This is a genomic window from Arthrobacter sp. MAHUQ-56, assembly GCF_019710585.1.
GTDB lineage: Bacteria > Actinomycetota > Actinomycetes > Actinomycetales > Micrococcaceae > Arthrobacter.
The window spans coordinates 123,487-147,462 of the sequence record NZ_JAIFZQ010000010.1 but is presented as its reverse complement, the minus strand read 5'-3'; the positions used below and the strand labels follow the sequence as shown (position 1 = coordinate 147,462).

Here is a 23,976-nt window from a genome sequence, read left to right as displayed (position 1 = left end):
CCCTGGTGACGACCCCGGAGCAGCTCCTGCCCGACACCCTCCTGGAGCGGATCCGCAGCCGCGCCGCGGGTTATGACCGCGACAACGCGTTCTTCCACGAGGACCTGCAGGAGCTTGCCGCCGCCGGGTACCTGAAGCTTTTCGTTCCAACGTCCGACGGCGGCCCGGGCTTCGGGCTTGAAGCGGCGGCGCAGTGCCAGCGAAGGCTGGCAACGGCGGCTCCGGCCACCGCCCTGGCCGTCAACATGCACCTCGTCTGGACCGGCGTCGCGCACGTCCTGGCAGCCCGGGGCGACGACTCCCTGGACTTCGTCCTCCAGGAGGCCGCGCAGGGCGAGGTGTTCGCGTTCGGCAACTCCGAGGCGGGCAATGACGCGGTCCTCTTCGACTCCCGGACGGTTGCCGAACGTGACGCGGAAGGCGGATACACGTTCACCGGCACGAAGATCTTCACCAGCCTTTCCCCGGCGTGGACACGGCTGGGGATCTTCGGCAAGGACCAGGACGCGCGGAACGGCGCCGGGGAACTGGTCCACGGCTTCATCACCCGCCAGACCCCCGGGTACCGCATCCTCGACGACTGGGACACCCTGGGGATGCGCGCCAGCCAGTCCGCCACCACCGTCCTGGACGGCGTACACGTGCCGGCTGACAGGATCTTCCGCAAGCTCGCCGTCGGGCCAAATCCGGACCCGCTGGTCTTCGCGATCTTCGCCTGCTTCGAAACCCTGCTCGCCGCCGTCTACACAGGCCTGGGCGAACGCGCACTGGCCGTAGGAGTGGAGACGGTAAAACGCCGCACTTCGTTCAAGAACGGCGGACGAAGCTACGCGCGGGATCCGGACATCCGCTGGAAGGTGGCAGAGGCCGCCATGGCCATGGACAACCTGTACCCGCAGCTGAAGACCGTGGCCGCCGACGTCGACGCCCTGGCGGACCACGGGGCGCAATGGTTCCCGAAGTTGGTGGGCCTGAAGGTGAACGCGACGGAAACGGCTCGTCGCGTGGTGGACCTGGCCATCCGCGTCAGCGGGGGTTCGAGCTACTTTCGGGGGTCGGAACTTGAGCGGCTGTACCGGGATGTGCTCGCCGGGATGTTCCACCCGTCCGACGACGAATCAGCCCACAACACGGTGGCCAACGCCTGGCTCGGGCCCCTGGAAGACTAGGCGGTCCGCTGGGCGGCGCGGTTCTGGACGGTCCGTTGGGCGGCGCGGCTCTAGACGGTCCGTTGGACCTGCATCACCCGGCGGCGCAGCCAGAAGCGCCGGCCGCCGCCAACGTAAAGCTTGCTGCGTTCCAGTTCCCACTTGCCGTATTCGGAGTGTTCCACCAGGCGGCGGCGCGCTTCAGGCAGGGAATCATCGGCGCTGACGGTCAGTACGAGGTACTCGTACTGCCTGGCGTAGTCCCGTTCCCGCTGGACCGAGCTGGTGAGAAATTGTTCCTTCATTTGCTCTCCATTTTCGTCCGTTTCCGGCTAACGTGAAGTCATGAGCATCGATCCGCGTGTCGCGCTTTCGTCCCTGACCACCGCTTTGGAAGAACACCTTATAGCAGCATCGAACCGCCGCGGTGACGGTGACCCCTCAGTCGAGTCGGCATTTTTCGCCGTCGCCGACGCCTTCGAAGTCTACGAAGACGCACTTTACGAGGCCTACAACGAAGTAACCCCGCTGCAGGTCTTTGACGACGAAGACGAAGAGGGAGAGGAAGCCGACGTGGACGAGGATGAGGACCTCGAGATCGTCGAAGAATAAGGGTAAGCGGCAGCCTCAGCAGTCAGGCGGCCGAAACGTCCTCCAGCGCCCGGGCAATCTGGGGCGGCAGCGGCGTCAGCTGCGCATCCAGGAGTTCCTTTAGTTGCACGGGTGTGCGCGGACCCACAATCGCGGTAGCGACGTTGTGCTGTGACAGCAGCCAGGCCAGCGCGACGTCCTGTGGGGTACGGCCCAGGCCGTTGGCGGCCATGCAGACGGCGTCCACAATGCGGGAAGGCTTCTCGCCAAGATATTTCTCCACATACGCGGCCCCATTTCCGGACGCGCCACGGGAGCCGGCGGGGATGCCGCCACGGTATTTCCCGGTGAGGACTCCGCGGCCAAGCGGACCCCAGGCCATCAGGCCCAGCCCGGCGTCTCCGAGGGCCGGTATCAGTTCAGCCTCGGCCCGCCGTTCAAGGAACGAGTATTCAGCCTGGGCCGCCACCAGCGGGAAGCTGCTGACGGCGGCGGCCTTGGCCGCCTGCCAGCCCCGGAAATTGGAGATCCCTGCGTAGCGTGCACGCCCGGTCCGCACAGCAAGCTCCAGTGCGGACAACGTTTCCTCCAGCGGCACATTGGCATCCCAGGCCTCCGCGAACCAGACATCAACGTAGTCCGTGCCCAGCCGTGCCAGGCTCGCGTCCAGGCCGGTGAGCATCGCATTACGCGATGCATCCACCGCCCGCCGGCCATCCGGCGTCGTCATTCCCGCCTTGGTGGAGATGGAAACCTCCGTCCGGGACACCACGTCTCCCAGGAGTGACCCGATGACAGCCTCGGAACCGCCTCCCGCGTAGGACGCGGAAGTGTCCAGGTGGCGCCCACCGGCGTCGAGGAAAGTGCGCAGCAGTTCGGAAGCGTCCTGTTCGTCGGTTTCTCCACCCCAGGACCGGGTGCCCAGGGAGAGGGCCGAGACTCGCAATCCACTGTTGCCGACGTAGCGCTGCTGCATAGCAGCTAGCTTACGGGCAGAACCACCGCTGCCATGCCGTAGGGTCTTAGCGTGAACTGGTTTGAAGCGGCCCTGCTGGGCCTAGTGCAGGGACTGACCGAATTTTTACCGATTTCATCAAGCGCACACCTGCGGATCGTGGGCGAGTTCCTCCCCAACGCTGAGGACCCCGGAGCTGCATTCACGGCCATCACCCAGCTCGGCACCGAGACTGCAGTGCTGATCTATTTTTGGCGGGACATCGTCCGGATCGTCAAGGCATGGGCCGGGTCCCTGACGGGGAAGGTGTCGCGGCAGGATCCCAACGCCCGCATGGGCTGGCTGGTCATCCTCGGCAGCCTCCCCATCATCGTCCTGGGGCTGCTTTTCCAGGACCAGATCGAATCAGTCCTCCGCAGCATGTGGCTTGTGGCAACCATGCTGATCGTCTTCGGCCTTATCCTCGCCGTGGCAGACGCTGTGGGCTCGCAGGAGCGTGAGCTCAGCCGGCTGACCTACAAGCACGGCATCCTCTACGGCCTGGCGCAGGCCATGGCGCTGATTCCCGGAGTATCCCGCTCCGGCGGCACCATCACCGCGGGCCTCCTGATGGGCTACACGCGCGAGGCCGCCGCCCGGTACTCGTTCCTGCTGGCCATTCCCGCCGTTTTCGGCAGCGGGCTCTACCAGCTCTACAAAGTGGTGACCAAAGAAGGCATCACCGGCCCGTTCGGGTTACCCGAAACGGCGCTGGCCACCGTGATCGCACTGGTAGTGGGCTATGTCATCATCGGCTGGTTCCTGAAGTTCGTGTCCACCAGGAGCTACCGGCTCTTCGTCTGGTACCGGATCTTCCTGGGCCTTGCCTTGTACCTCCTGCTCGGTTTCGGCGTCATCAGCGCCTAGGACTAGGCTTGGTCTGTGAAATCCTGGACGACCCGCCCCGTACCTGACCTGCCCGGAAACATGCCCGCCCTCCGGCTGTTCGATACCGCCGCAGGCCGAGAGGTGGCGCTGGAGTCCGAAGCAAGGCCGTCCATGTACGTTTGCGGCATCACTCCCTACGACGCCACCCACATGGGGCACGCAGCCAGCTACGTGGCGTTCGACCTACTTAACCGTGCGTGGCGGGACGCCGGCGGCGAGGTGTCCTACGTCCAGAACGTCACCGACGTCGACGATCCCCTCCTGGAGCGCGCCACGGCCACCGGCGTCGACTGGCGCAAGCTCGCGGCGGAGCAGGTGGAGCTTTTCCAGACGGACATGGAAGCGCTGAACGTTCTGGCCCCGGACCACTACGTGGGCGCCGTCGAATCGATCGGGCTGATCGTTCCCGAGGTGGAGCGGCTGGTCAGCATGGGCTTGGCGTACACGGTGCCGGGTGCCAACGGTGAGCCCGACGGCGACGTTTATTACGACGTCGAGGCGGCCGGAAAGCAGTCAACCGCTCCCGGCGCCTGGACCCTGGGCTCCATCTCCCACCTCGCCGAAGCCCAGATGCTGGAACTGTTCGCCGAGCGCGGCGGCGACCCCGGACGCGCCGGCAAGCGGCAGGCACTGGACCCGCTGCTGTGGCGGGTTGCCCGCGAGGGCGAACCCAGCTGGCCCGGCGGAAGCCTGGGTGCCGGCCGGCCGGGCTGGCACATCGAATGTACCGTCATCGCCCAGAAGTACCTGCCCTCGCCGTTCACGGTGCAGGGCGGCGGTTCCGACCTCATCTTCCCGCACCATGAGATGGGAGCCGGGCATGCCTTCTCCCTGGCCGGGGTGCCGCTGGCCAGGCACTACGCCCACGCGGGCATGGTGGGTCTGGACGGCGAGAAGATGAGTAAGTCCAAGGGAAACCTGGTGCTGGTCTCCAAGTTGCGGGCGGCGGGGGAGGACCCTGCGGCCATCCGGCTGGCGATCCTCGCCCACCACTACCGTTCGGACTGGTCATGGACCGATGAGGGTTTCGCGGCAGCAAAGGCGGACCTGGCGGCGTGGCGGCAGGCGCTTGGCCACGCCCCGGCCGGGTCCGGCGCAGCGTTGCTGCGCGAGATGCGCGAAGCTCTTGCCGCAGACCTTAACGCCCCTGCTGCGGTGGCCGCCGTCTCGCGCTGGGCACGGAAGGCAAATGCCGACGGCGGTCCGGCCAGTTCCGCGGACCAGGACCTCGTGAGCAACGCAGTGGACGCCCTGCTGGGGATCCGACTCTAACCTTCGGGGTCCACGGCTGACAGAAAGGTGGCCTCGCCGGGATTCTTTCCCGGCGGGGCCCCCTTTTTGGTCTCAATGTCAGGGCCGGTTGCCGTCAGGGCCGGTCCTGGCCCCGCCGCTTCAGGTACCGCTCGAATTCACGGGCAATCGACTCGCCACTGGCTTCCGGCAGGTCGGCAGTGTCCTTGGCTTCTTCCAGCTGCCGGACATACGCGGCGATCTCCGGATCCTCGGTGGCCAGTTCATCCACGCCGCGCTCCCACGCGTCCGCTTCCTCCGCCAGTTCATGCGTGTCCAGCGGCACCTGCAGCAACTCCTCAATCCGGTGCAGGAGGGCCAGCTGGGCCTTGGGGGAGGGGGCCTGCGCAACATAGTGCGGAACAGCCGCCCACAGCGACACCGTGGGAATCCCCGCCAGGAGCGCCACTTCGGAAAGTACGCCCACGATCCCCACAGGACCTTCGTACTGTGAGGCTTCCAGGTTCATCCGCTCCCGCAGCTGGGCGTCATCCGAGGAGGTGCTTACCGGAATGGGCCGGCTGTGCGGAACATCCGCGAGGAGGGCCCCCACCAGGACCACGTAGTCGACGTTCAGTGCCTCGGCGTGGACCAGGAGCTCCGCGGTGTACGCGCGCCACTTATAGGACGGTTCCGTGCCCTGCACGAAGATGACGTCCACGTTGGAATTCGGCGCACTGGCCTTGTAGATCCGGGTGGACGGCCATTTGATCTTGCGCTCCCCGGCCGCGTTCCGCCGGACCGTGGGTCGCGTGAACTGGAAGTCGTAGTACTCATCGGCGTCAATGGACGCCACCTTCTTGCCGCCCCACAGCTTGTTCAGGTAGCGCAGCGAATCGCTGGCCGCTTCTCCGGCGTCGTTCCACCCTTCAAAAGCGGCAAGCATCACAGTTACGCGCTGCCCGTCAGCCACTGGCTGCAGGAACCGTTCCCGCTCGGGTCCGGCACCCTGTTCGGCGGTGTCTCCCTCGAAGCTATTCATTTCTTCACCCTACGTCCAAGGAGCTCACTCGTGCAGGGAATGAAGCGCCGCAAATCCCCGGAAGACGAAGGAAGATCCACATTGCCGGTGCCGGCTTCGCCGAGGGCGTAGCCCACAGCCCCCGCCCAGACAGTCCCCGTAGACTGAAGGCATGCGACTGCCAGCCTCCGAAAGCCCGCTCAAAGCCGTCCTCTGGGACATGGACGGAACCATTGTGGACACCGAGCCCTACTGGATCGCTGCAGAGCATGCGCTGGTGGAGGCCCACGGCGGAACCTGGTCCCACGAGCAGGCCATGCAGCTGGTGGGGCAGTCACTGACGTTTTCCGCCGGCCTGCTGCAGCAGGCCGGGGTCAAGCTTGAAATCCGGGAGATCATTGACTCGCTCACCGCTGAGGTGATCAGCAGCGTCAGGCAGCAGGTCCCGTGGCGGCCCGGTGCCCGTGAACTCCTGGAGGAGCTGCACCAGGCAGGGGTCCGGTGCGCCCTCGTCACGATGTCGGAGGGGCCACTGGCACGGCAGGTGGTGGACAGCCTTCCCCGGCCGTACTTCGAGATCCTGGTCACCGGCGACACGGTTGCCCGGGGGAAGCCGCACCCGGAGGCGTACTTGACCGCCGTGGAGCTGCTGCAGGAACGCGACCCGGAGCTTGGGATCCACCACTGCGTGGCGCTGGAAGACTCCGTTCCCGGGGTGGCCGCGGCTGTTGCTTCCGGCGTAGCCACGGTGGCGGTTCCGCACATCGTGCCGCTGCCTGACGACGGCAGCTACGCGCTCTGGGAATCCCTCGCGGGCCGGTCCCTTGCCGAGCTTGAGGCCCTGCTGGAAACTGCCCCGGCTGCGGGTTATCCCCGTGGCTGAGCCGGCCGGGCCGGGCCGCCGCGAAGGCATCCCGCTGGGACGCATCGCGGGCGTTCCCGTAGTGCTCGCTTACTCCTGGTTCGTCATTGCCGCCTTCACGGTGATTGCCTACGGTCCGGTCCTCGCGCGGAACAACCCGGTGCTGGGGGCCAGCGCCTACCTGGTCGCGTTCGCCTACGCCGTGCTGCTCCTGATCTCCGTCCTGGTCCACGAGCTAGCCCACGCGCTGACCGCCAAGATCTACGGCTGGCCCACCCAGAAGATCGTCCTCAACCTGTGGGGCGGACACACCCAGTTCGAAAGCTTCACGGCGTCCCCCGGCAGGTCCGTCCTGGTGGCACTGGCAGGGCCCGCCGCCAACTTCGTCCTTGCCGGCGGCGCCTGGCTGGTGCTGGCCACCTTCAGCCTGGGAAGCGTCGCCGAGATCCTGACCAACATCTTCATGTGGGCCAACTTCCTCATCGGCATCTTCAACGTACTTCCGGGCCTGCCGCTTGACGGCGGACGCCTCGTCGAGTCCATTGTCTGGAAAGCCACCGGAAGCCAGGCGAAGGGCACCGTCGCCGCCGGCTGGGGAGGCCGGATCATTGTCCTGGCCATCGCGGCCTGGTTCATTCTCCGGCCGCTGGTGGCTGGGGACGAACCGGACTTCAGCCTCCTCATGATCACCGTACTGGTGGGCAGTTTTCTGTGGATGGGCGCGTCTGCGGCCATCCAGCAGGGGAAACTGCGGGGGCGGCTTCCCCTGGTGAGTGCAGTGGCCTTGTCGACGCCGGCTGCCGGGCTTCCTGCCACCGGCACCGTTCAGGATGCGTTGGCTTTGGGGGCTGCGGAAGGCGTATCCGTGGTGGTGTGCGGATCCGACGGCAGGCCCCAAGGCGTGGTGGACCCCCGTGCGCTGGCCTCAGTGCCGGCACCGGCGGCGGCCTCGACCCCCGTGACGGCGGTTTCCTTCCCGCTCGCACCCGGCGCCTACGTGCCGGAATGGTCTAAGGGGCAGGAGCTGATCCAGTTCCTGTCGCAGCTCGAAGGGCGCCACTACGCCGTCGTCGACCACAACGGCAGGGTGACCGGTTTGCTGACTCAGGAAGCCGTCCTTGCCGCCATGACAGGAAAGCGTCCCCCCAACGATAGGTACCCGCAGGGCCAGAACCGGTAGAGTTACCTGCCGGTCATGCATTGCCGCCGGGAACCACGACGTCCAAAGACCCAGTGGCGGCGGCACCATAGGTTTATAAGAGCGAGGAAGACATCATGAGCAGCGAAACCGCCGTCAACGACGCCCAGGGAGCAGCACCAACACATGCTGCCGCCAGCGGCTCGCAGCCGGTGGGTGCTGCCCGTCGCCGCGGCCCTTTCCGCGAAGGGGAACGCGTCCAGTTGACCGACGAACGGGGGCGCATGAACACCATCACCCTTGAGCGCGGCGGCGCCTTCCACACCCACCGCGGCTTCCTGAACCACGACGAGATCATCGGCAAGGTGGACGGGTCGGTGGTCGTTAACAACGTGGGCCAGCAGTACCAGACCCTGCGCCCGCTGCTCTCCGACTTCGTCCTCTCCATGCCGCGCGGGGCCGCCGTCGTCTATCCAAAGGACGCCGGCCAGATCGTCACCATGGCGGACATCTTCCCCGGGGCACGCGTGGTGGAGGCGGGCGTCGGTTCCGGCGCGCTGTCCATTTCCCTGCTCCGCGCCGTCGGCGACAACGGCTACCTGCACTCGTTCGAACGCCGCGAGGAGTTCGCCGACATCGCCCGTGGAAACGTCGAGACCATCTTCGGCGGCCCGCACCCGGCATGGCAGGTTTCCCTCGGGGACTTCCAGGAAGAAGTGGTCAAGGCCGAGGCACCCGGCTCCGTGGACCGCGTGGTCCTGGACATGCTGGCGCCCTGGGAGTGCCTCGACGCCGTCGCCACTGTCCTTGCGCCGGGCGGCGTCTGGATCAACTACGTGGCCACGGTGACCCAGCTTTCCCGCACCGCGGAAGCCATCCGTGCCGATGGCCGCTTCACCGAACCGGATGCCTGGGAATCCCTGGTCCGCGGCTGGCACCTCGAGGGCCTCGCTGTCCGCCCCGACCACCGGATGGTGGCCCACACAGGATTCCTGCTGGTCACCCGGCGGCTCGCCGACGGCGTCACCGGCATTTCGGTCAAGCGCCGCCCCTCTAAGACGGAATTCAACGAAGACGACGTGAATGCCTGGACCCCCGGCGCCGTAGGGGAGCGGGCAGTGTCAGACAAGAAGCTCCGCCGCGCCGCCCGCGACGCCATCGCGGGGACCAACGTCGTGGACACCCCCGAGGTCACGAACTAGTCCAGATTTCGAGAGTCTCCATCCCTACCCGCCCTCTTGGGACTAATGTCTTAAGAGAAGCGCAGGAAGGGGCTGATACATCATGGAGACACCAAACCAGGACTCCGGACGTACACCGGCAGAGCAGTCTGCCGCCAACGACCTCTCGGTTGCTGACCGCCAGGTCAACATACTTCGGGACAAGCTCAGGCACATCGACCGCCAGCTCGCAGCGGCAACGCAGAACAACTCGAAGCTGGTCAGCATGCTTGAGACTGCGAAGGCAGAGATCCTCCGCCTGAAGAACGCCCTCGACCAGGAAGGGCAGCCGCCCTACAGCTTCGGCACCATCCTCCAGATCAACCCGAAGCGGCAGCCCTCGCCGGGCAGCAGCGGCCAGGCCGCCACGGAGGAATCGGTGGACATCTTCAATGCGGGCCGGAAGATGCGCGTGGGCGTCAGCCCGCTGGTCAACATCAACCAGCTCGCCGTGGGGCAGGAAGTCCTCCTCAATGAGGCACTGCTGATCGTCGCCGGGCTCGGGTATGAACGCGCCGGCGAGCTGGCCACGCTGAAGGAGATGCTGGGACGCGACCGTGCCCTGGTGGTCGGCCGGGCAGACGAAGAGCGTGTGGTCCGGCTCTCCGGCGCCCTCCTGGCGGAAAAGCTCCGGGTGGGCGACGCCCTCTCCGTGGACTCGCGGACCGGCTATGCCCTGGAAAAAGTCCCGCGCTCCGAAGTCGAGAACCTGGTCCTCGAAGAAGTCCCGGACATCACCTACGAGGACATCGGCGGCCTCGGCCCGCAGATCGAACAGATCCGCGACGCCGTCGAGTTGCCGTTCCTGCACCCTGACCTGTACCGGGAGCACGGACTGAAGGCCCCCAAGGGCATCCTGCTGTACGGCCCTCCTGGCTGCGGCAAAACGCTCATCGCCAAGGCCGTGGCCAATTCGCTGGCTGCCCGGGCCGCCGAACGCTCGGGAAACGTGGACCTCAAGAGCTACTTCCTGAACATCAAGGGCCCGGAGCTCCTGGACAAGTACGTTGGCGAAACGGAGCGGCACATCCGGCTGATCTTCTCCCGCGCACGGGAAAAGGCCTCCGACGGCAGCCCGGTCGTGGTGTTCTTCGATGAAATGGATTCGCTGTTTCGCACCCGCGGCACGGGCATCTCGTCCGACGTCGAAACCACCATCGTGCCGCAGCTCCTGAGCGAGATCGACGGCGTGGAGCGGCTCGACAACGTCATCGTCATCGGCGCCTCCAACCGTGAGGACATGATCGACCCCGCAATCCTGCGGCCCGGCCGCCTGGACGTGAAGGTCAAGATCCAGCGACCCGATGCCGAAGCCGCCGCCGACATCTTCAACAAATACATCACCCCGGACCTGCCCTTCCACGAATCGGACCTGGCCGAGCACAACGGGGACGTCCAGGCCACCGTGGATGCCATGGTGCAGCGCACGGTGGAGGCCATGTACTCCACGGACAAGTCCAACGAGTTCCTTGAGGTCACCTACGCCAACGGCGACACCGAGATGCTCTACTTCAAGGACTTCAACTCCGGTGCCGTGGTCCAGAACGTAGTGGACCGGGCCAAGAAGTACGCCATCAAGGACCTGTTGACCACCCACCAGAAGGGGCTGCGCATCGAGCACCTGCTGCGTGCGGTGGTTGACGAGTTCCGCGAGCACGAGGACATGCCCAACACCACCAACCCGGACGACTGGGCACGCATCTCGGGCAAGAAGGGTGAGCGCATCACCTACATCCGCACCATTGTCCAGGGCAAGGCCGGGCAGGAGCCGGGCAAGTCGATCGAGACCATGCCCACCACGGGACAGTATCTATGACCGGAGCACAGGGACCCGCCGCCGGGGAAGGACTCCCCGTCGGCGGGGCGATGCGGGTCATGGGAGCCGAGACCGAATATGGGATCCACGCCCCTTCCGCACCTTCCGCCAATGCCACCATGATGAGCGCCCGGGTGGTGCAGGCGTATGCCCAGGTCACCCGGCAGCGTGCCGCCGGCGGCGCGGAAACGCGGTGGGACTACACGGACGAAGAGCCCCTGCACGATGCCCGCGGCTGGACGGTGGACCGGGGCGCCGCGCACCCCAGCCAGCTCACGGACCAGCCACCAGTGCTCGACGCCGAGGCGGTCGCCTTGGCGTACGGGCGCGAGGAACTCGAACTCGACGGGCAGGACGAATCAGGCACCCTCCTGATGAACATGGTCCTGGGCAACGGCGCGCGGCTCTACGTCGATCATGCACATCCTGAATACTCCAGCCCGGAAGTGACCAATCCCCGGGACGCGGTGGCGTGGGACGCCGCCGGCGACCTGGTGGCCCTGGCAGCCGTACGCAGGCTGGCAGCCGATCCTGCCCTGCCTCCCGTGAACCTGTACAAGAACAACACGGACAACAAGTCCGTCTCCTACGGGTCGCACGAGAACTACCTCATGCCCCGCTCCGTACCGTTCGGGGACATTGTGCGTGGGCTGACGCCTTTCTTTGTCAGCCGCCAGGTTATCTGCGGAGCCGGCCGGGTGGGGATCGGGCAGGACAGCGGCGTTCCGGGTTTCCAGATCAGCCAGCGGGCTGACTTCTTCGAAGCCGAAGTGGGCCTGGAAACCACCATCCGCAGGCCCATCATCAACACCCGGGACGAACCCCACTCCACCGCGGACAAATACCGGCGGCTGCACGTCATCATCGGCGACGCCAACCTCAGCCAGGTCTCCAACTACCTCAAGTTCGGGACCACAGCCCTGGTGCTCAGCCTCATCGAGGCGGGACTGGCGCCCAGGATCGAAGTCCATGAACCAGTCATGGCCCTCAAAACCGTGAGCCACGATACCTCGCTGACAGCCAGGTTCCGGCTGGTGGACGGCAGGCGGGTCACCGCCCTGGACCTCCAATGGATGTACCACGAGGCAGCCGCCAAGCTTGCCCAGGACACCGGGGTGGGGGACGCGGTGGACGGCGATGGGCACACCCACGAGGTGCTCGAACGGTGGGCCACCGTCCTGACCCAGCTCGACAGTGACAGGGCGGCCGCGGCCTCCTCGGTCGAGTGGCTCGCCAAGCTTTCCCTGCTGGAGGGTTACCGGCAACGCGACGGACTGGAATGGAGCGACGCCCGGTTGGGGCTGGTGGACCTCCAATGGGCCGACATCCGGCCCGAGAAAGGCCTGTACTACCGGCTCCTGGCCCGGGAACGGATGCAGCGGGTGGTGGAGGACTCCGCCATCGCCACCGCAGTATCGGAACCGCCCGCAGATACCCGGGCGTTCTTCCGCGGCAAATGCATCAGCAGCTTCGGCAAGGATGTGGTGGGCGCAAGCTGGGACTCCGTGATCTTCGATGTGCCGGGGTATGGCCGGCTCCAGCGCGTGCCCACCCGGGAGCCGCTCAGGGGAACGAAAACCCTGACCGGAGCGTTGTTCGAGCGCTACCGCGAAGCGGGCCCGTTCCTCGGTGAACTGCTGGGACACAACAGCGCTCCGCCTGCGGCATAAACCGCGCCGGACGGCCCGTACCGTGGCAGGATGGGCATATCAGGGGATCCGCCGGATCCACTGGGAAGTAACAGGGAGGGATACCAATGGCAGGCCAGGAGCAGCAGCAGCCGCAGTCACGCGACAGCCAGGTCGACGACGACATTCCCGAGGCACCCCCGGCACCGCCCGAGGCGCAGGCCTCGGCCTCGACAGAAGGCGTGGACGACCTGCTCGACGAGATCGACGGCGTTCTGGAATCCAACGCCGAGGAGTTCGTCCGGGCATTCGTTCAAAAGGGCGGCCAGTAACCGGGACCGCATGGTGGCGGAAGCCGCGGACGGCCGGAATCTGTACCGACGTTGAAGTACCACGTACAAGGAGTGCATGAGTGCAGGAATCAACCGCCAACCAGGTAGCCGCCAACGCCACCTCGTCCTTTGCCGAACACCTGCAACGGGACCGGCCGGAGCTTTTGCCCTTCACCCGGTCCCTCCAGGGCGGCGCGCCAGGTGCCGCCCCGGTGCAGGTGCCGCATGCCACCACCATCGTCACCCTGAGCTACGACGGCGGTGTCCTGATGGCGGGGGACCGGCGTGCCACCATGGGGAACGTCATAGCCAGCAGGCACATCGAGAAGGTCTTTCCCGCTGACCGCTTCTCGGTGCTGGGCATCGCCGGAACAGCCGGCATAGCCATCGACCTGACCCGGCTGTTCCAGGTGGAACTCGAGCATTACGAAAAAATCGAAGGAACCCAGCTCAGCCTCGAAGGCAAGGCCAACAGGCTGGGCGCCATGATCCGTGGCAACCTTCCCATGGCGCTGCAGGGCCTCGCTGTGGTCCCGCTCTTCGCAGGGTTCGACACCAGCGCCGGTGTCGGCCGGCTGTTTTCCTACGACGTCACCGGCGGCCGGTACGAAGAACACGAACACCACACCGTCGGGTCCGGCTCCGTCTTTGCCCGGGGCGCCCTCAAGAAGCTCTGGCGTCCCAACCTCACCGCCGCCGAAGCACTGTCCGTCGCGGTCGAAGCCCTGTACGACGCCGCGGACGACGACTCCGCCACGGGCGGTCCGGACACCGTCCGGCAACTGTGGCCGGTTGTCTTCACAGTGGACAGCACCGGCGCACGCCGGGTTCCCGACGCTGAACTGGCTGCTGCCTCAAGAAACGTCATCGAAGCCCGCACCATCGCCGGACGGGAGGCCTGAGATGACCCAGCAGTTCTATGTTTCGCCCGAACAGTTAATGAAGGACCGCGCGGATTTCGCGCGGAAGGGCATCGCCCGCGGCAGGTCGGTCGTGGTCATCAGTTGCGCGGACGGCATCGCGCTCGTGGCTGAGAACCCCTCACCATCGCTGCACAAGATCGGGGAGATCTACGACAAGATCGCCTTCGCCGCCGTGGGCAAGTACAACGAATTCGAAAGCCTGCGGCAGGCAGGGGTGCGCTACGCGGATGTCCGCGGATACTCCTACGATCGTGAGGACGTCACGGCCCGGGGACTCGCCAGCGTCTACGCGCAAAGCCTCGGCGCGGTTTTCACCGCGGAGCAGAAACCCTTTGAGGTGGAACTCGCAGTTGCCGAAGTTGGCCCCTCCCAGGCGGAGGACCACCTGTACCGGCTGACGTTCGACGGGTCCATTGCCGACGAACACAGTTTCGTCGTGATGGGCGGGCAGGCGGAGCGGGTCTCATCGGCCATCGAGGCAGGATGGCAGGCGTCACTGGGCTTCGCCGACGCCGTCCGGCTGGCGCTGAAGGGGCTCACTCCGGTCCAGGAGGGGGACCAGCCGGCCACGACGCTGCCGCCCAGCGCACTCGAGGTGGCGGTGCTGGACCGGCTTTCCGAAACCTCGCGCGGCTCCCGGCGGGCCTTCCGCAGGCTCAACGCTGCGGACATCACAGCACTGCTGGCCTAGGAGGACCAATGGACAAGAGAATCTTCGGCATCGAAACCGAATTCGGGATCTCGTACTCGAGCCCCGACTCCAGGCCTCTTGCTCCCGAGGAGGTGGCCAGGTACCTCTTCCGCAAGGTTGTCAGCTGGGGACGATCGTCCAATGTCTTCCTCACCAACGGCTCCCGGCTGTACCTGGACGTCGGGTCCCACCCCGAGTATGCCACCGCTGAATGCGACGACCTCGCCCAGCTGATTGCCCATGACCGTGCCGGCGAACTCATCCTTGACGACCTGGTGGATGAAGCCCAGGCGCGGCTGGCCGCGGAGGGGTTCAACGGGACCGTCTACCTCTTCAAGAACAACACCGACTCGGCCGGCAACTCATACGGCAGCCACGAGAACTACCTCATCCCGCGGCGCGGCGAGTTTTCCCGGCTGGCCGAGATCCTCATCCCGTTCCTGGTGACCCGCCAGCTCATCGCCGGGGCAGGGAAGATCCTGAAGACCCCGCACGGCGCCACCTACGCCTTCTCCCAGCGCGCCGACCACATCTGGGAGGGTGTGTCCTCAGCCACCACACGGTCCCGCCCCATCATCAACACCAGGGATGAGCCGCACGCCGACGCCGAGTTCTACCGCCGGCTGCATGTCATCGTGGGCGACTCCAACATGTCCGAAGCAACCGCCCTGATGAAGGTCGGAACCGTGGACCTGGTCCTGCGCATGATCGAAGCCGGCGTTATCATGCGCGACATGCGGATGGAGAACCCGATCCGCAGCATCCGGGAAATCTCCCATGACCTCAGCGGCCGGGCGCTGGTCCGCCTGGCGAACGGACGCCAGCTGACCGCGCTGGAAATCCAGCAGGAATACCTCACCAAGGTCACCGCCTTCGTTAAGGAGCACGGCGCCCACAACCCGCACGTCCCGGTGATCCTCGATCTCTGGGAACGCACGCTGCATGCGATCGAAAGCGGCGACACCAGGGCCATCGATACCGAGATCGACTGGGCCATCAAGAAGAAGCTCATGGACAACTACCGGGAGCGCCACAACCTGAACCTTGATGCGCCGCGCATCGCCCAACTGGACCTGACCTACCATGACATCTCCCGCAGCCGGGGCCTTTATTACCTGCTGCAGTCCCGCGGTGCGGTGCGCCGGATCGTGGATGACACCGTCATTAAGAGTGCGGTGGACGCCCCGCCGCAGACAACGCGTGCGAAGCTCCGCGGCGACTTCGTCCGCCGCGCCCAGGAATTGGGGCGTGACTACACCGTTGACTGGGTGCACCTGAAGCTCAACGACCGGGCCCACCAGACCATCCTCTGCAAGGACCCATTCCGGAGTGTCGATGAGCGCGTCGACGCGCTCCTTGACTCCATGGGCTGAGCAGTTCCGGGCTGGCGTCCAGCTTCAGGGTCTATTCTGGATAAGGTCCTTTTTTTCAGGGGACCTGCCACGATGCTGTCCGCTGCCAGGCGGGACGTCGTATCCACCCTGCCCCGACGAAAGTTTCTTACGTGCGCCGACTACTAGCAATCCTTCTTCCCGGCCTGCTGCTGCTGACCGCCTGTGGAGGCCAGAGCTCCCAGCCGGAGCCCACCAGCCAGTCCGCCGGGGAGACTGCAAAGTTCGACTCCCTCAAACTGACCGACAACGGGGACAAAAAGGCCCCGGGCGTGGAATTCGAAAAGCCCCTTACCGTGAGCGAACCAACCATCAAGGTGGTTTCCGAAGGCAGTGGCGACGCGCTCAAGGCGAACCAGGTTGCGAAGATTTCCATCCTGGCCCTGAACGGTTCCGACGGCTCCCAGCTCGAGGACACCTTCGCCAACGAACCCGAATCGCTTGAGCTGAACGACGAGCTCAAGACCAGCAGCGCCGTCATCTACAATGCCTTCGTGGGCGCGAAGGTCGGGTCCAGCCTGGCACTTGCCGTTCCCGGACAGCAGAGTGCGCCCGCCAGCGCCGGCCCGTCCGGTGGCGCCACGCCGAGCCCCAGCGCCGCGGCCGAACCGTCCCAGCTGCTGATCATCAAGGTGCTTTCCGCCGCGGATGCCACGCCTGTCCTCGACAAGCCACAAGGCGAGACGGTAACCCCGCCGGCCGGACTGCCCACCGTGACGGAAAAGGACGGTGTCCCGGAAATCAACGTCCAGGGCGCCGCGGCCCCCACCGCACTGGTATCCCAGGACCTGATCAAGGGCACCGGTGCCACCGTCAAGGAGTCCGACACCCTGACGGTCAACTACGTGGGTGTCAACCTCGACGGCGGCACCAAGTTCGACTCGAGCTTTGACCGCGGCCAGCCCGCAACGTTCCCCCTCACCGGAGTCATCAAGGGCTGGACGCAGGGCCTGGCCGGCAAGACGGTAGGGTCACGCGTCCTGCTGGTCATCCCGAAGGACCTGGCCTACGGCGACGCCGGCCAGGGCCAAGCCAAGGGCGACCTGGTGTTCGTAGTGGACATCCTCGGGGTCAAGTAGCAAGACTTACACCAGATGCCGCGTCACCGCGGCACCCTTCAGCACAGACACAGAGGAGAAAGCATGTCGTTTGGACAGCGGGAATTCGACCGCCAAAAGCCCGAGATCGATTTTCCGGAGGGCGACGTCCCCACGGAACTGGTCATCACCGACCTCATTGAGGGCGAAGGCCGCGAAGCCAAGGCAGGGGACACCGTCTCCACCCACTACGTCGGCGTCGCCTGGTCCACGGGCGAGGAGTTTGACGCTTCCTGGGGCCGCGGTGCACCGCTGGACTTCCGCGTCGGCGTCGGGCAGGTCATCCAGGGCTGGGACCAGGGACTGCTGGGCATGAGGGTGGGCGGCCGCCGCCGTCTCGAAATCCCCTCCGAGCTGGCCTACGGCTCCCGTGGCGCCGGCGGGGCGATCGCACCCAACGAGGCCCTGATCTTCGTTGTGGACCTCGTCGGCATCCGCTGACCAGTTCCACCAGCAGCACCAAGCGCGGCAGCACCGGGAACCATTCCCGGTGCTGCCGCGCTTTCTGCGTTCACCCGCGGAGTTTAGTAACGTAGCCAACGTGTCCGTACCCCGCACTGAACGACTCCTCAACTTGCTGATTGCGTTGCTGAACACCCGTTACGGGCTCCGCCGCAGTGAACTGCGCGAAAAGGTCTACCACGACACTTCGGGCAATGATGTGGCCTTCGGGCGCATGTTCGAACGGGACAAGAACGACCTGCGGGACATGGGCTTCGAGGTCGAAACGTTGACGGACCTCGGCTGGAGCGAGGACGATCCCGCCACCACCCGCTACCGGATCGGCAAGGAGTCCAACCGGCTCCCGGACGTCCAGCTTGGACCCGAGGAATGGACCGTCCTGCTGCTGGCCGCCCAGCTCTGGGAACGGGCCGCGCTGGGAACTGCCGCCCGCAGCGCGGTGCGGAAACTCCAGGCTTCGAGCCGCCTTGCCGACGTCGAGCTCCCGGCCGGGGTCCAGCCGCGGATCAAGCCTGCCGGACAGGCCTTCGATGACATCGTCGCCGCCATGCACGCCAGGCATCCGGTGACCTTCACGTATCTTGCCGGCAGTACCGGGAGGGAGGAACCGCGCACGGTTGAGCCCTGGGGGCTCGGCAGCCGCTTCGGGCAGTGGTACCTGGTGGGCCACGACCGCGGACGGAATGCGGTCCGTTATTTCCGGCTTTCCCGGATGACCAGTGCCGTCACCACCCTGGCCAGGGAAAGTTACTCACCGCCGGCGGACTTCAATATCCGCGAGGAACTGGACCGGCTTCCAGAATTGCCGCTCCGCACCGCCGTCGTAGACATCAAAGCAGGGCGCCTGCTGGCACTTCGCCGCCGTGCGGTGGATTGCCTGCCGGATGAGGCGGCAGGCGGTCCCGCCGACGGCTACGACCGGCTCAGCCTGGAGTACCGGGATCCGGAGGTGCTGGCAGAGGAACTGGCGTCCTACGGGCCCGACGCGCTGGCCGTTGCCCCTGCCGAACTCACCGGGGCGGTCCGGCGCCGGCTGCGCGCTGCGGCGGACTTCAGCGCGTCGCCCGTGCCCGCCTACGCGTTTACCGGCACCCGGCCGGGGACGGCCGCGAAGGGCACCTCCGAGGACCAGCTCAGGCGCATGCTCCAGCTGGTCCCCTTCCTGGTGCACAACCAGGGCCTCCACATCCAGGATGTGGCCACGCACTTTGGTGTCAGCAGGGACCAGCTGGAAGCGGACCTTCGCATCCTCATCTGCACGGGCTTGCCGGAGGGCTATCCGGATGACCTGCTGGATATCCAGTGGGAGGACGACCATGTCTTCATCACCCAGGACCTGGACCTGAAAAAGCCTGTCCGGTTTACCGTCGAGGAAGCCTGCGCCCTCCTGACCGGACTGGAAACCCTCAACGGCCTACCGGACCTTCCCGGCGGCGGTGCCTTGGAATCCGTCACGCTGAAGCTGCTGGCAGCGGCCGGCGAAGAGGGCCTCCGCGCTGCCTCCCTGGCAGGGCCCCAGGTGGTACCCGCCGACGCCGCTACCCATGCCACCGTACGCCGGGCCATCGAATCACGCGCACAGCTCCATCTGACGTACCTCTCGCCCCAGCGTGACGCCGTCACCGAGCGCGACGTGGATCCCTTGCGGCTCTATTCGCTGGACAACACCTGGTATTTCGAAGCCTGGTGCCACCGGGTGGACGGACTGCGCAACTTCCGCCTGGACCGGGTACAGGACGTGTACCCCAACGGGGCGCCCGCCAGGTCGGCGTACCCGCCTGCCGGCGGCGTACCGGCCAAGCTTTTCACCGCGAACGACGACGACACGACCGTCACGCTGCAGCTCACCCGCCAGGGGCGCGGGCTTGCGGAGGACTATTACGCCGAGCGCACCGCGGAACTTCCCGACGGCGGGCTGGTGGCCGACGTCAGGTTCGGCAATACCGCCTGGCTGCCAATGTTCGTGGCCCAGCACGGCGGTGCGGCAAGGATCCTGGCGCCCGCCGAACTGGCACGGGCCGCGCAGGAATGGCTCGCGGCCTCGCTGGCGCGTTACGGCGGATAGACTTTCGAGATGCCTTGGTGGTCCTGGATCCTGATATGGGTGGCGCTTGTTGCGCTGTCGCTGCTGTTTTACGTCCTGTTGGGCATCCGCCTCTTCCGCCAGTTCATGGCCACCGTCAGGGATCTGGGCGAGGCCGGCAGCATGCTCGGCAGGCTGGGCCCCCTGGACCAGCAGCCGGAGCCCGACGACGAAAAACGTGCGGCGCCCGGCTCCGCTGTTTTTGCCTCACCCGCACTCATGCGACATGATTACGAGGCATCCAAATCCAAGACGCGCGAAGAACGCCGCCGCCGGCGGGTCCAGCGCAAGAAGGACCGGGGCCAGCCCCAGGCACTCGGGGATCTCGACTTCACATAGAAGTAGGATGTATTTAGAGGAAAGGATTTCCCGTGGGAAGACTCTTTGATGGCCCCTGGCCCATCGTCATTATCATCGTTGTCGCTTTGCTTCTCTTTGCTGCGCCCAAGCTCCCGGCCATGGCCCGGAGCCTCGGACAGTCGATGCGCATCATCAAGTCCGAGGTCAAGGAAATGAAGAACGACGGCAAGACCGAATCCACCGATGCCAGCGGCCCGGTGGAAGGCACCATCGTGAACCACCCCAAGGCGAAGCCAGGTGAGCCGACAGACGGCACCGACGTTCCGCCGTCTAACCGCGCCTGACCTCCAGTGGCACTGTCGCGGTCCCGTAAAGCCAATCCCGAGGGACGCATGTCCCTTTGGGAGCACCTCAAGGAGCTGAAGAACCGGCTGATCAAGTCGGCAATCGGCGTCGTCATCGGCGGCATTGGGGGCTGGATTCTTTACGATCCGCTGCTGAAGGCACTGGCTGCACCGGTCAACCGGATCTCGGATGAGACCGGCGGCCTCGCGGCCATCAACTTCGGCACCATCGCCTCGCCCTTCGACTTCAAGCTCCAGATGTCGCTCCTCATCGGGGCAGTCATCTCCAGCCCCATCTGGATCTACCAGCTCTGGGCCTTCATTACCCCGGGGCTGACGTCCAAGGAACGGCGCTACACCCTGGGCTACATGGCGGCCGCCATCCCGCTGTTCCTTGCTGGTATCTGGGTTGGCTGGCAGGTGGTCCCGCAGGTGGTGCACGCGTTGACCCAGTTCACGCCCGAGGGATCCTCCAGCGTCATCGACGCCCGCACATACATTGAATTCGTGACCCGGATGGTGCTCGTCCTCGGTATCGCGTTCCTGGTCCCGGTGGTGCTGGTGGGCGTCAACATGGCAGGACTCGTCTCCGGCCGCACCATCCTCAAGGCTTGGCGGATCACGGTCTTCCTCGTGTTCGTCCTGGCGGCCATCGCGGCGCCGGGCGCGGACGCCATTTCCATGTTCATGCTGGCCGGTCCGCTCCTGGTGCTGTTTTTTGCCGCCATCGGCATCTGCATCATGAACGACAAGCGCCGCGCACGCCGCCAGTCCCGGCAGGCCGAAGAGACCGAGGCCACGGCCGACATCGCCACCCCGAGCAGTGAGCTAAAGAACCTCTAGGCTGCCGCTAGGCTAGGACTATGTCCTCCACCTCCGGGCCGGTCTCCTCCGGGCCCACCGATCCCGAAGAGCTGTCACCTGCTGAACGGTACCGGGCCAGCGCCGAGCGCAGGGCCGAGGCAGCGACCTACCTTGGGTCGTTCACCCGGACCCTGGACTTCGAGCTCGACGACTTCCAGCGGCAGGCATGCCGCTCCCTGCAGGACGGCAGAGGTGTCCTCGTGGCCGCCCCCACCGGTGCCGGCAAGACCATCGTGGGGGAGTTCGCCATCTACCTGGCCCTGCAGCGCGGCCTGAAGGCTTTCTACACCACCCCCATCAAAGCGCTGAGCAACCAGAAGTTCACCGAACTCACCGCCAAGTACGGCGCCGGCAACGTCGGGTTGCTGACCGGCGATACCAGCATCAACGGCGATGCCCAGGTAGTGGTCATGACCACCGAGGTCCTGCGGAACATGCTCTACGCGGACTCGGAGACCCTGGCTGACCTGGGCTACGTGGTCATGGACGAGGTCCATTACCTTGCGGACCGTTTCCGCGGCGCCGTCTGGGAAGAGGTCATCATCCACCTGCCCAGCGAGGTCCAGGTTGCTTCGCTGAGCGCCACGGTCTCGAACGCCGAGGAATTCGGCGCCTGGCTCGACACCGTCCGCGGCGACACCGACATCATCGTCTCGGAGCACCGGCCGGTGCCGCTGTGGCAGCACGTCATGGTGGGCCGCCAAATCATGGATCTCTTCGCCGGGGAAACCACTTTCGATGAGATCGCTCCGCCGGTGGAACCGGGTGATGGCGAACCGGAGCGCGCGGGACTGCCGCGCGGAACCTCCAAGGGCCGCGGTTTCGACGTCAGCCCGGACCTGCTCGCGGTGGCGCGCAGCGAAAGCCAGCAGGGCTACCGCAGCAGCCCGGTGGGCCGCGGCCAGCGCGGCCGGCGCGGAAACGACCGTCCAGGCCGCGGGGCTGAACCGACGGGTGTTCGCCGGGCCAGCCGTCCCCAGGTGATCGCCAGCCTGGACCGCATGGACCTGCTGCCCGCCATCACCTTCATCTTTTCCCGCGCCGGATGCGAGGCGGCGGTGGCACAGTGCGTGTCATCGGGGCTGTGGCTCACCACCGAAAAAGAGCAGCGCATCATTGCGCAGCGGGTTGATGAAGCGGGCCAGGACATTCCGCCGGACGATCTCGACGTCCTGGGTTTCTGGACGTGGCGGGACGGCCTGTTGCGCGGCTTCGCCGCCCACCACGCCGGAATGCTGCCCACCTTCAAGGAGGTGGTGGAAAAGCTGTTCGCCGACGGCCTCGTCAAGGCTGTCTTCGCCACGGAGACGCTGGCACTGGGCGTCAACATGCCCGCCCGTTCCGTGGTGCTGGAGAAACTGGACAAGTTCAACGGTGAGGCCCACGTGGACATCACCGCGGGGGAGTACACCCAGCTCACCGGCCGTGCCGGCCGGCGCGGCATCGATATCGAGGGCCATGCCGTGGTGCTGTGGCAGCCCGGCACGGACCCGACGGCGGTCGCCGGCCTGGCATCCCGGCGCACTTATCCCTTGAACTCCAGCTTCCGGCCCACCTACAACATGAGCATCAACCTGCTGGCCCAGTTCGGCCGGGCCAGGGCGCGCGAGATCCTGGAGTCCTCCTTCGCGCAGTTCCAGGCCGACCGTTCCGTGGTGGGCCTGGCACGGCAGGTCCGGAGCCGTGAAGAATCGCTGGCGGGCTACGCGAAATCCATGACCTGCCACCTGGGCGACTTCACCGAATATGCCCGCCTGCGCAGGGAACTTTCCGACGCCGAGAACGCAACATCGCGCTCCAAGTCCCGCATGCGGAAGTCCCTCTCGGACGACTCGCTGGCGCGCCTGCTGCCCGGGGACGTGGTGAATGTCCCCGGCGGACGCGCCCCCGGGCCCGCCGTCGTCCTGAGTTCGGACCACAGCAGCCGTGAACCGCGGCCCGCTGTTCTCACGCTCGACAGCCAGCTCCGCAGGATCGGCATTGACGACCTTGAGGGCCCCATCGCCCCCGTCACGAGGATCCGGATCCCCAAATCCTTCAACGCCAAGGTACCGAAATCGCGGCGGGACCTGGCCTCTTCGGCGCGGAACGCGCTGCGGGAGAACCGGCCGCCGGCACCGGGCCAGAACCGCAACCAGGACTTCGGCCGTGGCGCGGCGCTCCCCAACCAGGAGAAGCGCATTGCGGACCTCCGCCGGGCCCTGCGCTCCCATCCCTGCCACGGCTGCAGCGAACGCGAGGACCACGCCCGCTGGTCCGAGCGGTGGTGGAAGCTGCGGCGGGAAACCGATGGCCTGGTCCGCCAGATCCAGGGGCGGACCAACACCATCGCCAAGACCTTCGACCGGGTGTGCGACGTCCTGTCCGCCTATGGCTACCTCGAGGATGCGGGCGACGACGGGCTGCGCATCAGCCGTGACGGGCAGCGGTTGCGCCGGATCTACGGCGAGAAGGACCTGCTGATCTCCCAGGCCCTGCGGCTGGGCGCCTTCGACGACCTGGACGCCGCGGAGGTGGCCGCCCTGGCCAGCGCGCTGGTGTACCAGGCCAAGCGCGAAGACCGCGGGCTCCGGCCACGCATGCCAAGTGTCTCCCTCGAAACGGCGGTGGACATCGTGGTGAGGGAGTGGTCCGTCCTGGAAGACGTGGAGGAGGAGAACAAGCTCCCGCTCACTGGTGAACCCGAGCTGGGCCTCGTCTGGCCACTCTACAAATGGGCCCGGGGGCGGCACCTGCAGGATGTCCTCAGCGGAACAGACCTCGCCGCCGGGGACTTCGTCCGCTGGGTCAAACAGGTGGTGGACCTGCTCGACCAGCTGGCCAAGATCCCAGGCCTGGATCCGCGCCTGGCCCGGCTGTGCGCCGAGGCAATCTCCTTGATCCGCCGCGGCGTCGTGGCCTATTCGTCCGTCCTCTGATTCGCCAACGCCGGCCCCCGGCCGGCCCGTTCCAT

At 66.2% G+C, this 23,976-nt stretch carries 23 protein-coding genes; 20 read left to right on the top strand and 3 right to left on the bottom strand.

The window, feature by feature from the left end:
* Window positions 1-5: 5 nt before the first annotated feature.
* Entirely contained in the window at window positions 6-1,169 is a 1,164-nt protein-coding gene (locus tag K4G53_RS07340) for an acyl-CoA dehydrogenase family protein (protein WP_221385055.1), read from the top strand.
* A gap of 50 nt (window positions 1,170-1,219) precedes the next feature.
* Here the strand turns inward: K4G53_RS07340 and K4G53_RS07335 are convergent, their stop codons facing one another.
* Window positions 1,220-1,453 carry a DUF5703 family protein gene (locus tag K4G53_RS07335; RefSeq protein WP_221385054.1) on the bottom strand — a complete coding sequence of 78 codons (234 nt, stop codon included), beginning with the start codon at window positions 1,451-1,453 and terminating at the stop codon, window positions 1,220-1,222.
* 40 nt (window positions 1,454-1,493) lie between these two features.
* Here K4G53_RS07335 and K4G53_RS07330 point away from each other — a divergent pair, with 40 nt between their 5' ends.
* The gene (locus K4G53_RS07330) at window positions 1,494-1,760 is read left to right on the top strand and encodes a hypothetical protein (RefSeq protein WP_221385053.1); all 267 of its coding nucleotides are present in this window, start codon (window positions 1,494-1,496) and stop codon (window positions 1,758-1,760) included.
* Between the two features lie 22 nt (window positions 1,761-1,782).
* Here K4G53_RS07330 and K4G53_RS07325 read toward each other — a convergent pair whose 3' ends face one another.
* Complete coding sequence (locus K4G53_RS07325) at window positions 1,783-2,715, bottom strand: aldo/keto reductase (RefSeq protein ID WP_221385052.1); 933 nt, start codon at window positions 2,713-2,715, stop codon at window positions 1,783-1,785.
* 51 nt (window positions 2,716-2,766) lie between these two features.
* Here K4G53_RS07325 and K4G53_RS07320 point away from each other — a divergent pair, with 51 nt between their 5' ends.
* A complete protein-coding gene (locus K4G53_RS07320; RefSeq protein WP_221385051.1) occupies window positions 2,767-3,600 on the top strand; it encodes an undecaprenyl-diphosphate phosphatase in 834 nt (277 codons plus the stop codon).
* Window positions 3,601-3,615: 15 nt separating this feature from the next.
* Complete coding sequence (gene mshC, locus K4G53_RS07315) at window positions 3,616-4,893, top strand: cysteine--1-D-myo-inosityl 2-amino-2-deoxy-alpha-D-glucopyranoside ligase (protein WP_221385050.1); 1,278 nt, start codon at window positions 3,616-3,618, stop codon at window positions 4,891-4,893.
* A gap of 94 nt (window positions 4,894-4,987) precedes the next feature.
* Here the strand turns inward: mshC and K4G53_RS07310 are convergent, their stop codons facing one another.
* Complete coding sequence (locus K4G53_RS07310; RefSeq protein ID WP_221385049.1) at window positions 4,988-5,893, bottom strand: PAC2 family protein; 906 nt, start codon at window positions 5,891-5,893, stop codon at window positions 4,988-4,990.
* Window positions 5,894-6,044: 151 nt separating this feature from the next.
* Here K4G53_RS07310 and K4G53_RS07305 point away from each other — a divergent pair, with 151 nt between their 5' ends.
* The 16 genes from K4G53_RS07305 (at window position 6,045) to K4G53_RS07230 (ending at window position 23,941) form a co-directional block, all read left to right on the top strand.
* Window positions 6,045-6,755 carry an HAD family phosphatase gene (locus K4G53_RS07305; protein ID WP_221385048.1) on the top strand — a complete coding sequence of 237 codons (711 nt, stop codon included), beginning with the start codon at window positions 6,045-6,047 and terminating at the stop codon, window positions 6,753-6,755.
* Window positions 6,748-7,914, top strand: coding sequence for a site-2 protease family protein (locus K4G53_RS07300; protein WP_374226152.1), 1,167 nt, complete (start codon window positions 6,748-6,750; stop codon window positions 7,912-7,914). The genes K4G53_RS07305 and K4G53_RS07300 overlap by 8 nt, the downstream gene beginning before the upstream one ends.
* Before the next feature lie 95 nt (window positions 7,915-8,009).
* On the top strand, window positions 8,010-9,074 hold the full coding sequence (locus K4G53_RS07295; RefSeq protein WP_260323380.1) for a tRNA (adenine-N1)-methyltransferase: 1,065 nt from the start codon (window positions 8,010-8,012) through the stop codon (window positions 9,072-9,074).
* 82 nt (window positions 9,075-9,156) lie between these two features.
* Window positions 9,157-10,908 (top strand): proteasome ATPase, encoded by a 1,752-nt coding sequence (arc, locus tag K4G53_RS07290; protein ID WP_221385047.1) that lies wholly within the window; start codon window positions 9,157-9,159, stop codon window positions 10,906-10,908.
* Window positions 10,905-12,578 carry a depupylase/deamidase Dop gene (gene dop / locus K4G53_RS07285; protein WP_221385046.1) on the top strand — a complete coding sequence of 558 codons (1,674 nt, stop codon included), beginning with the start codon at window positions 10,905-10,907 and terminating at the stop codon, window positions 12,576-12,578. The genes arc and dop overlap by 4 nt, the downstream gene beginning before the upstream one ends.
* A gap of 86 nt (window positions 12,579-12,664) precedes the next feature.
* Window positions 12,665-12,868, top strand: a complete 204-nt coding sequence (locus tag K4G53_RS07280; RefSeq protein ID WP_221385045.1) for a ubiquitin-like protein Pup — start codon at window positions 12,665-12,667, stop codon at window positions 12,866-12,868.
* 80 nt (window positions 12,869-12,948) lie between these two features.
* Complete coding sequence (prcB, locus tag K4G53_RS07275) at window positions 12,949-13,770, top strand: proteasome subunit beta (RefSeq protein WP_221385044.1); 822 nt, start codon at window positions 12,949-12,951, stop codon at window positions 13,768-13,770.
* A 1-nt stretch (window position 13,771) separates the two neighbouring features.
* Window positions 13,772-14,482, top strand: a complete 711-nt coding sequence (gene prcA, locus K4G53_RS07270; RefSeq protein ID WP_221385043.1) for a proteasome subunit alpha — start codon at window positions 13,772-13,774, stop codon at window positions 14,480-14,482.
* 8 nt (window positions 14,483-14,490) lie between these two features.
* Window positions 14,491-15,855, top strand: coding sequence for a Pup--protein ligase (pafA, locus tag K4G53_RS07265; RefSeq protein ID WP_221385037.1), 1,365 nt, complete (start codon window positions 14,491-14,493; stop codon window positions 15,853-15,855).
* A 131-nt stretch (window positions 15,856-15,986) separates the two neighbouring features.
* The gene (locus K4G53_RS07260) at window positions 15,987-16,952 is read left to right on the top strand and encodes an FKBP-type peptidyl-prolyl cis-trans isomerase (RefSeq protein ID WP_221385035.1); all 966 of its coding nucleotides are present in this window, start codon (window positions 15,987-15,989) and stop codon (window positions 16,950-16,952) included.
* Between the two features lie 63 nt (window positions 16,953-17,015).
* Window positions 17,016-17,411: an FKBP-type peptidyl-prolyl cis-trans isomerase gene (locus K4G53_RS07255; RefSeq protein WP_221385027.1), complete on the top strand. Its 396-nt coding sequence runs from the start codon at window positions 17,016-17,018 to the stop codon at window positions 17,409-17,411.
* A 100-nt stretch (window positions 17,412-17,511) separates the two neighbouring features.
* A complete protein-coding gene (locus tag K4G53_RS07250) occupies window positions 17,512-19,497 on the top strand; it encodes a YafY family protein (RefSeq protein ID WP_221385025.1) in 1,986 nt (661 codons plus the stop codon).
* 9 nt (window positions 19,498-19,506) lie between these two features.
* Complete coding sequence (locus K4G53_RS07245) at window positions 19,507-19,854, top strand: hypothetical protein (protein ID WP_221385023.1); 348 nt, start codon at window positions 19,507-19,509, stop codon at window positions 19,852-19,854.
* Between the two features lie 32 nt (window positions 19,855-19,886).
* Window positions 19,887-20,159 (top strand): Sec-independent protein translocase subunit TatA, encoded by a 273-nt coding sequence (gene tatA, locus K4G53_RS07240; RefSeq protein WP_045731378.1) that lies wholly within the window; start codon window positions 19,887-19,889, stop codon window positions 20,157-20,159.
* Window positions 20,160-20,207: 48 nt separating this feature from the next.
* The gene (tatC, locus tag K4G53_RS07235; protein ID WP_221385021.1) at window positions 20,208-21,002 is read left to right on the top strand and encodes a twin-arginine translocase subunit TatC; all 795 of its coding nucleotides are present in this window, start codon (window positions 20,208-20,210) and stop codon (window positions 21,000-21,002) included.
* Between the two features lie 20 nt (window positions 21,003-21,022).
* Window positions 21,023-23,941 carry an RNA helicase gene (locus K4G53_RS07230; RefSeq protein WP_221385019.1) on the top strand — a complete coding sequence of 973 codons (2,919 nt, stop codon included), beginning with the start codon at window positions 21,023-21,025 and terminating at the stop codon, window positions 23,939-23,941.
* Window positions 23,942-23,976: the final 35 nt, after the last annotated feature.